The 8,625-nt window shown below is 63.5% G+C and carries 9 protein-coding genes and 1 pseudogene; 2 read left to right on the top strand and 8 right to left on the bottom strand.

The window, feature by feature from the left end:
* The 6 genes and pseudogenes from Q8N40_RS22065 to groES all read right to left on the bottom strand — a co-directional run.
* Positions 1-514: pseudogene (locus Q8N40_RS22065) on the bottom strand (NAD(P)-binding protein); the annotation flags it as partial.
* Between the two features lie 124 nt (positions 515-638).
* Positions 639-1,841, bottom strand: a complete 1,203-nt coding sequence (locus tag Q8N40_RS22060) for a hypothetical protein (protein WP_305322678.1) — start codon at positions 1,839-1,841, stop codon at positions 639-641.
* Positions 1,842-1,942: 101 nt separating this feature from the next.
* Complete coding sequence (locus Q8N40_RS22055) at positions 1,943-2,341, bottom strand: hypothetical protein (RefSeq protein WP_305322677.1); 399 nt, start codon at positions 2,339-2,341, stop codon at positions 1,943-1,945.
* A gap of 31 nt (positions 2,342-2,372) precedes the next feature.
* Positions 2,373-2,585 (bottom strand): hypothetical protein, encoded by a 213-nt coding sequence (locus Q8N40_RS22050; RefSeq protein WP_305322676.1) that lies wholly within the window; start codon positions 2,583-2,585, stop codon positions 2,373-2,375.
* Between the two features lie 152 nt (positions 2,586-2,737).
* Positions 2,738-4,387, bottom strand: coding sequence for a chaperonin GroEL (groL, locus tag Q8N40_RS22045; RefSeq protein WP_305713302.1), 1,650 nt, complete (start codon positions 4,385-4,387; stop codon positions 2,738-2,740).
* A gap of 129 nt (positions 4,388-4,516) precedes the next feature.
* Complete coding sequence (gene groES / locus Q8N40_RS22040) at positions 4,517-4,813, bottom strand: co-chaperone GroES (protein WP_247517682.1); 297 nt, start codon at positions 4,811-4,813, stop codon at positions 4,517-4,519.
* A gap of 327 nt (positions 4,814-5,140) precedes the next feature.
* Here groES and Q8N40_RS22035 point away from each other — a divergent pair, with 327 nt between their 5' ends.
* Positions 5,141-5,659: a hypothetical protein gene (locus Q8N40_RS22035; RefSeq protein WP_305713301.1), complete on the top strand. Its 519-nt coding sequence runs from the start codon at positions 5,141-5,143 to the stop codon at positions 5,657-5,659.
* A gap of 104 nt (positions 5,660-5,763) precedes the next feature.
* Here Q8N40_RS22035 and Q8N40_RS22030 read toward each other — a convergent pair whose 3' ends face one another.
* Positions 5,764-6,534 (bottom strand): protein phosphatase CheZ, encoded by a 771-nt coding sequence (locus tag Q8N40_RS22030; RefSeq protein ID WP_305321025.1) that lies wholly within the window; start codon positions 6,532-6,534, stop codon positions 5,764-5,766.
* A 302-nt stretch (positions 6,535-6,836) separates the two neighbouring features.
* Between Q8N40_RS22030 and Q8N40_RS22025 the strand changes: the two genes are divergently transcribed.
* Positions 6,837-7,625, top strand: coding sequence for a L,D-transpeptidase (locus Q8N40_RS22025; protein WP_305713300.1), 789 nt, complete (start codon positions 6,837-6,839; stop codon positions 7,623-7,625).
* Positions 7,626-7,706: 81 nt separating this feature from the next.
* On the opposite strand, the gene Q8N40_RS22020 is transcribed toward Q8N40_RS22025, so the two are convergent.
* Positions 7,707-8,510 carry a DUF2076 domain-containing protein gene (locus tag Q8N40_RS22020; protein WP_305319061.1) on the bottom strand — a complete coding sequence of 268 codons (804 nt, stop codon included), beginning with the start codon at positions 8,508-8,510 and terminating at the stop codon, positions 7,707-7,709.
* Positions 8,511-8,625: the final 115 nt, after the last annotated feature.

Here is an 8,625-nt window from a genome sequence, read left to right as displayed (position 1 = left end):
GCCGAACACGGCATCGAGTTTTTGCGACAGCGACAGCGGCCAGTCCGGCGAACTGATCAGGGGCGGTCCTGGCCGCCGTGCGCGAGCGAGCCCGCGGCCGCTGCGATCTGCGCCATCTCGTCGAGCAATTGATGGATCCCGGCGCGGGATTGCGGGAAGCGCTCCGACAGCGCCTGCCGCGCCGCGTCGAAATTATCCGGCATCACGAACGGCGTCTCGAGTGGGCCGCCGCGCGCCTCGTACAGTGAGCCGGCCGCAATCCACTTGACCGTCGATCACGCCCGCGCGGGCGTCAGCGCATCGTGTTTGGGATCATTGGGGTGGTGAGGGTCGCTGGTTTCCTGCAGCGAGCCTTCGATGAACAGGTCGTCGGACTTGTAGCTCGACGCCGCTCCCCCCACCGAGTTGCTGCGCTCGATCACCAGCACCTTGCGTCCGGCGCGCGCCAGGATCGCACCGGGCCCGTCAAGCCTCCGAGGCCGGCGCCGATCACCACTACGTCACAGCGCGCCATCAATTCCCTGAAGCTTCTCGTGCAGATATCAACGTGTCATTGCCGCTGCGGTGCGGCATGTCAAATGCACGGATGCACGGAAAGGGTGCGTTTGCGGAGCTCTGCGGCACCCGCAAGAACCGTTCTATTTCCAGGCGTTCTTGTCGCCGTCCCAGCGCTGGCCCTTGAATTCCTTTGCCAGCGCATCGACCGAGCCGTTGTCGTCCTTCAACTCGCCTTCCTCGTCGAGGCTGGACTCCTCTGCCAGATTGAGCCTGGGACCTGACGTTTCGTCCGCCGTCGAAATGGCCGGGCTGCCGATCCACAGCATCAGCCGGTCGCTCGCTCCGGGCTTGTCCGGCGACACCATCGCGATGACCTCGATCGTTTCGGTAAGGCCAAGCGCTGGGAATATCTGGCTCGGCCGCTTCAACGTGACCTTGAGCTTTCCGGTACTGGTTTCCCAAGCCGATGCCGAGGCTTTCGCCGCCAGCGTCCTGGCCAGCACTCCGGAAATCGCCGCCGCCAGTTTGTCCCTGCTGAGCTTGTCGCCATCGCGCCAGTCGGCGGCGGCGAAACGGATCGTGCGATCCATTTCCACGATGCCGCCGGTCCAGCCGGCGGCGATCACGCCGGGAGACGATTTGGCTTTCGCAACCAGCGCGGCTGACCTTTCCGGATCGATATTGATATGGATGGTCTGATGACCGGCGCGCATCGCGTCGCAGGAGACGCTGAGGCTGCTGAGTAAAACCTCGAGATCCTGCCCCTTCAGGCCTTTCAGGAAGTCCAGCGCGGCGTCCAGTTTGACCCGCACGCCAATCGATTCCGGCGACACTTCGGTAAAATCCTTCGGGCTCTCCGTGATGCCGTCGTCGGTGGTCTGGTTCTCCTGGAATTCCTTTTCGGAGAGGTCGGAATTATCCGTCGAGGTCACTTCCGTCACCGCCTGGCCGACGCTGATCTGGCCGCGGAATTCGAAGCTGTCGCCGGTCGGCTTGCGCAGCAGTTTGACCGTGACCGGTTGTTTTTCGCCGAGGCTCTGCGTGGTGCCGCTCAGGGTCTGGCCGTTGACCGAGAGGGTGGCGACGAAGCGGTCCTTGCGGTCGGAGCTCTTGTCGACGGGATAGCAGACATCGAGCACGGCCGCGGTGACGGTCTTGCCCTGGCGGGTTTCCTTGAGCACGACGTCGGCTTGGCCGTCCATCAAGCCGTCGATCGCGGTGAAATACCTGATCTCGCTGCCACCAGGCGCGGCCTTGGTGTCCTTTTTCGCTTGCGCGTCGGCGGGCGACACCAGCGCTGCCGAGGACAACAGCGCAACGGCGGCACAAAGAAAGAATCGCATGCTGACGACCTCGTTATTCGACGGCAGATAAGGGCAGGTTGATCAGCCGACCATCTCAGAACCCGTCAAGATTGGCGACCGAATTATTATTTCGTTCGAAATCAGCCGCCTGGCTTCGCCGAGACAGATTTCTCGCCAAAATAGAAGCCGGTTACGGCTCCAACCAGGCCGATAAGCGGCGGCACGACGAGTTCGATCACCGCGCGGATGGTCTCCAGTTTGATGGTCGCGGGGGTGCAGGCGGTGGCTGGGTTGTAGCAACCAATGGCCGTGACGAGGCCGGCCAAGACGACGATGGCGATAACTCCGACCAGGGTACTCACCAGTGCCAGCGCTATGTTGCCCCGGATGGTTTCGCGATCCAGCGTCGGATCGTAATTCTTCTCGATGAGTTGGCTGGCGACCCCGGGCGTCGCGGTCGCGCTGGTCGCGCTTGTAGCCCCGAGGGTGGATAGGTCTCTGGGCTTCGCAGGGTCAGCAGGCGGCACAGGGTCAGTCATCGGCGCCTCCCCAGGGACCGTTGTCATGAAGCTATTTGCGGATCAGTTTCTTGAAAGACTTGTCTTTTTCCTCGATCAGGATCGAGGCGCCGCTGTCTTCCTTGTCGGACAGATACTTTTCGCGCGCGATAGCATCCTGCAAGACGGTATTGGCGGAGACCCCGCGCTGTTTGGCCAAGCTGACCAGCGCGTCGAACAGCTCCTTGGACAAGCTGGCGGTGATCGGTACAGTTTCGTCGGCCATGGGAAATCTCCAGGTTCACCGCGAATATAGGCCCTGGCTGCCGGGGCGGGAAGTGGCGGCACCGAAAATTCCGCGAACGAAGAACCCGCCACTTTGTTGGTGGCGGGTTCGTTTTCGAGCGGAACATTCGCACAGATGGATCAGGCGGCGCCTTAGAAGCCCATGCCGCCCATGCCACCCATGCCGCCGCCACCGCCGCCGGGCATCGGCGGCGCCGGTTCCTTCGGCAATTCGGCGACCATGGCTTCGGTCGTCACCAGCAGGGCGGCCACCGAGGCTGCGTCCTGCAGCGCGGTGCGCACCACCTTGGCCGGGTCGATGATGCCCTTGGCGACCATGTCGACATATTCCTCGTTCTGCGCATCGAAGCCGAACGTCTCCGACTTGTTTTCGAGGATCTTGCCGACCACGATCGAGCCTTCGACGCCGGCGTTTTCGGCGATCTGGCGGACCGGAGCTTCCAGCGCCTTCAGCACGATATTGATACCGGCCTGCACGTCGGAATTGTCGTTGTGGATACGGCCGACCGCCTTCTTGGCGCGCAGCAGCGCCACGCCGCCGCCCGGCACGATGCCTTCCTGCACGGCAGCCCGGGTCGCGTTGAGGGCGTCCTCGACGCGGTCCTTCTTCTCCTTGACCTCGATCTCGGTGGCGCCGCCGACGCGGATCACCGCGACGCCGCCGGCGAGTTTTGCAAGCCGCTCCTGCAGCTTCTCGCGGTCGTAGTCCGAGGTGGTTTCCTCGATCTGCGCCTTGATCTGGTTGACACGGGCCTCGATGTCCTTCTTCTTGCCGGCGCCCTTGACGATCGTGGTGTTTTCCTTGTCGATCACCACCTTGCCGGCGCGGCCGAGCATGTTGACCGTGACGCTTTCGAGCTTCATGCCGAGTTCATCGGAGATCAGCTGGCCGCCGGTCAGGATCGCGATATCTTCCAGCATCGCCTTGCGGCGATCGCCGAAGCCCGGCGCCTTGACGGCGGCGACCTTGAGGCCGCCGCGCAGGCGGTTGACCACCAGGGTGGCCAGCGCCTCGCCTTCGACGTCCTCGGCGATGATCAGCAGCGGACGGCCCGACTGCACCACGGCTTCCAGCACCGGCAGCATCGACTGCAGGCCGGACAGCTTCTTCTCGTGCAGCAGCACGTAGACGTCCTCAAGCTCGGCCGTCATTTTCTCGGCGTTGGTGACGAAATAGGGGCTGAGATAGCCGCGGTCGAATTTCATGCCCTCGACGATGTCGACTTCGGTATCGAGCGACTTGTTCTCTTCGACGGTGATAACGCCTTCATTGCCGACCTTCTGCATCGCCTGGGCGATCATCTTGCCGATCGCGGCATCGCCGTTGGACGAGATGGTGCCGACCTGGGCCACCTCGGACGACGAGGCGACCGGCTTGGCGCGCTTTTCGAGGTCCTTGACCACGGCATGCACGGCAATCTCGATGCCGCGCTTCAGGTCCATCGGGTTCATGCCGGCGGCGACCGATTTGGCGCCTTCCCGCACGATCGCCTGCGCCAGCACGGTCGCCGTGGTGGTGCCGTCGCCCGCGGTGTCGTTGGTCTTGGAGGCGACTTCGCGCAGCATCTGCGCGCCCATGTTCTCGAACTTGTCCTCGAGTTCGATTTCCTTGGCGACGGTGACGCCGTCCTTGGTGATGCGCGGTGCGCCGAAGCTCTTCTCAAGGACGACGTTGCGGCCCTTGGGGCCGAGCGTCACCTTGACCGCATTGGCCAGAATATCGACGCCGCGCAGCATGCGATCGCGCGCGTCTCCGGAAAATTTAACGTCCTTGGCAGCCATATGAACTTACTCCTGGAATGATTTGAAACGGTCGGTCGCTGGGCCGTCTTCTCCTCTCCCACAAGGGGAGAAGGGAAGAAAAAGCCCCGCCCGCGCTGGCCAGTGGGCGGCGGGTTGTATCGGGTGCCGTCAGCTCAGCACGCCCATGATGTCGCTCTCCTTCATGATCAGGAGTTCCTCGCCGTCGAGCTTGACCTCGGTGCCGGACCATTTGCCGAACAGCACGCGGTCGCCGACCTTGAGGTCGATCGGGATCAGCTTGCCGGCTTCGTCGCGGCCACCCGGTCCGACCGCGGTGATTTCGCCCTGCGAGGGCTTTTCCTTGGCGCTGTCGGGAATGATGATGCCGCCCTTGGTCTTTTCTTCGGCGTCGATGCGCTTGACCACGACACGGTCATGCAGTGGACGAAATTTGGATTTAGCCATGACGGTTCCTTCTGGAGGCTCGGTTTTCAGGTTGGGTTCGCCATCGAAAGTGGCTCTGAAGACGGGGGCGCGTGCGGCACCGGCTGGGGCAGGGCAGCTCGCACCCCTGGCAATCGTGGTCCTTGAGTGCCAATTGTGCGCCCGGGAATATGGCTTGGCGCCGATCCTGTCAAGCAAAGGGGTTAAGGCCTTGGTGAGGCTGATATAGGATGATCCGGAAACCATATCGGGGCTGCGGCGTAGTTAATGGGACGTTATTGCTCCGACAGGAGTTTTGCGCTTGGCTGCGGAACGGGTGCGGCCAGGAATTTTGTTCGGGGGAATACCATGGTCAGGTCATGTAGCGTGCGGACGGTCGCCAATCTGGGGATTGCCTCGGCGCTGACGATATTTCTGGGGGCGTGCGGCGGCGGCATGAGCCTGCCGTCATTCTCATCGGCGCCTTCGGCCCCTCCGGAGCCCGCGGTGGCGCCGGATATGCCCGCCAGCATTCGCGCCGACGAGATCGTCGGCCGCTGGGGCCTCGCTTCCTACCAGAACCCCAATGACCGCGCGCGCACCGAAGCCGCCGCCCGCGGGCAGTGCAAGCAGCCTTATGTGATCACCGCCGGCACTTCCGGCGGCGTCGTCATGCATCTGGCCGACCAGGCGACCCCGCAGGAACTGCGCCTCAAGGGCAGCCCGAGCGGCAAGAATTACATCGGTCCGGCCGGACCGACCCCCGGCGAGCAGGATCGCGAAATCGTTTCGTTCGACGGTCGCGTGCTGGTCACCCGTTTCGTCGACAAGGATGCCGCGGTCCGTTACGGCAACATGGTCTATATCCGCTGCGCGCCGCGCGCCTGATACGCATTCCGGGTTCGACGCTTCGCGCCGCCCCGGAACGACACCCGGAATAAAAAACGCCGGCCCCGGGGCCGGCGTTTTCGTTGGTTTGGTGAAGAGCGGGTTCAGTCGAACAGGGCGTCGATGTCGTTCTGCGACGCATGACCGGCTTCGCCGTCCAGCTTCGGCCCGTTCAGCAGCTTGGCGTCGCCTTCCCGTTCGTCGACGATGGGGGGCGCGTGAGCCCGAATCGCATCGACGCCGCCCCAGATGTCCATCATGACGGTGATGTGGTTCTCGATGAACTTCATCGTGCTCATCACCTTGCTGATGCGCTGTCCGGTCAGATCCTGGAAATTGCAGGCCTCGAAGATGGATACCACGCGCTCGCTGATTTCCTCGCTCAGGACCTTCTGCTGGTCCGGCGAGTTCACCTTGCCCAGTGCGCTGGCGGCCTGATCGATCGCCTCGGCGGCTTCCAGAATTTGCTGGGTCGCTTCCTCGGTGCCGCCGACCACGGCGCCGAGCTCGCCGCTCGCCTTGGACATTTCATTGCCGTCGAAGCTCTTGCCGTGCAGGACCGCGATCTCGCGCTTGGTGCGGTTGATGGCGTCGTAGATCAGATCGAGTTCGACCTTGAGCTTTTCGCATTGCTCGATCTGGGCACGATAGGTCTCGAGCAGGGCCTGCGACTCGGCAATCTGCTGGGCGGCCGGATCAACAGCCGCGCTCGTCGCCGCGCCGTTGGCGGGGGCGGCCATCTGGGCGCGGATGGACCGAAGTTCGTTCATGATCTCGCGATGCATCGGGCCGGCCTCGCCGTCCGCCGCTGCGGGCATCGGCATGTCGCCGACGAAAGCTTGTTCGATACGAAAACGTCTGCGATTGACCGGCATTGGATTTTCCCTGACTGCACTCGTAATGTTTTAGGCAGATGCTATTTAACGTCAGGTTCACGCCGGAACCTGCTGGTGAAGTGTTTCGCTCGCGTCGCACACCAGTGATTAACCATGCACCGCCTGCATTCACTGAAAATAAACGCTACCCGCCAAAACCGCACGGGATTGGCGACGTGGTGAATCGAAACGGCGATTCCGTTTACCAAACCGAGGCGGTTTTGATTTTAATTGGTGAGGTGCAACGGCGCTGATCCGCGCTCCCAGAACTTAACAGTGACGAAACAGTACAGAGTACGTCGATGTTGAAAAATATGTCTCTCGCGCTGCTTGCCGGCGCGTCCTTGCTGGCCGGCGTCAATCCGGCCGCGGCGATCGAAGCCGGTCAACCCGCTGAGCGCACCGTGATCCATGCCGACCGGCCCGAGCCGCGGCCGGTCCGACTGGCTTCCGCCGAGCGCTCCGGCATGGGCGGTGGCTTCATCGAATTCCTGTTCAGTGACGGAGCTTCGCAGGGCGGCCGCTACCAGCAGCAGCCCGGCTATCAGCCGTCCTACGAACCCCGGCGCACGTTGTTGGCGCCGCTGGGCGCGGAGCAGGCGATGCGCCGGCAGGAAGATGTCAGCGAACCGGTGCGTCCCGCGTTCGATCCGAAATACGAGAAGCAGCTGGTCGAGTATCACGGCAAGGAAAGCGCCGGCACGATCATCGTCGACACGCCCAACAAGTTCCTGTTCCTGGTTCAGCGCGACGGCAAGGCGTTGCGCTACGGCATCGGCGTCGGCCGCCCCGGTTTCACCTGGTCGGGCGTCAAGCAGATTTCCGCGAAGAAGGAATGGCCGGCGTGGACGCCGCCGCCGGAAATGCTGGCGCGCCGTCCGGATCTGCCGCGGCACATGGAAGGCGGGCCGCAAAATCCGCTCGGCGCCCGCGCGATGTATCTGGGATCGTCGCTTTACCGCATTCATGGTTCGAACGAACCCTGGACCATCGGCACCAACGTCTCGTCGGGCTGCTTCCGGATGCGCAACGAGGACGTCATCGACCTCTATGGCCGCGTCACGGTCGGCGCCAGGGTGGTCGTGATCTGATCTGGCTGCCCAGCTCAAAACGAAAACGGCCGCCCGGTTGGGCGGCCGTTTTGCTTTGGTGCCGGCAGAAATTGACGAGGCTTAGTCGCTGTCCCCGTCGCCACCGAAATCATCGGAATCCATATCCATGTCGTCGTGATCGTCGCCATCAGACGCGCTATCGAACAATCCGCTGCGCGACGAGCCATCGCCATTGCTGGCGTGGCGCCCAGACGAACCGATATCGTTGATTCCGGCTTCCTTGGCCAGATCGCCGCCGGACTGATCGGCCCACGGCCTGCGGTCTTCGACACTGCCGCGGTGGCCCGCGCCGTCGCCCGCGCTCGCGGTATCGCCGAAGCTCTGCTGCTTGCCGCCGCCGCCCATCATCGAGCTGATGCTGCCGAGCAGCAGCGAGCCGCCGACCATGCCGGCCGCCGCGGCGGCCGCGGTGCCGAGAAACGAGCCGCCGCCTCCGCCCATCGGCGCCTGCTGGCCACCATTGGGCTGCTGGCCATAGGGTGCCTGGCCGTATTGTCCGGGAGCCTGCGCCTGCTGCATGACCTGGCCGCTGTTCCATGTCGGGCGGCCGGGAAGCTCCGGCGGCCGCACATTCGGTACCGAGCCACGCTGCGGCGTTTGCCCGAAAATCGTTTCGCGCATCGAATCGAGGAAGCCGGTCTGGGGTTGTTCGTCCTTGCCTTCCAGCTCCTGGATGCGGCTGTGGGCGCGCTTCAGCGCTTCGTCCTGAAGCAGCACGGTCTGCACCAGCGCGTAGAGGGCATTGGGCGCCTGGCGCAGGCCCTGTGCGATCGCGCCCGTTGCGTCCGGATCGCGCGGCGCACCCTCCACCTTCGAGAGGCGGTCGAAAAGATCGTCAACCAGTTGGCGTTCTTGCGGTGTCATGTCGTCTCTCCCTGGCGCCGGGGGCGCGGGGGAGATGTAGGGGTGGTTTGTGTCGCAAGTAGTCCCCGGGCGCATTAAATTTCGGTATGCGACAAAGCGTCCGGCCGAATGCCCT

Source organism: Bradyrhizobium sp., assembly GCF_030693485.1.
Lineage (GTDB): Bacteria > Pseudomonadota > Alphaproteobacteria > Rhizobiales > Xanthobacteraceae > Bradyrhizobium.
The sequence above is the reverse complement of the archived record's forward strand: the minus strand, read 5'-3'. Positions and strand labels throughout refer to the sequence as shown.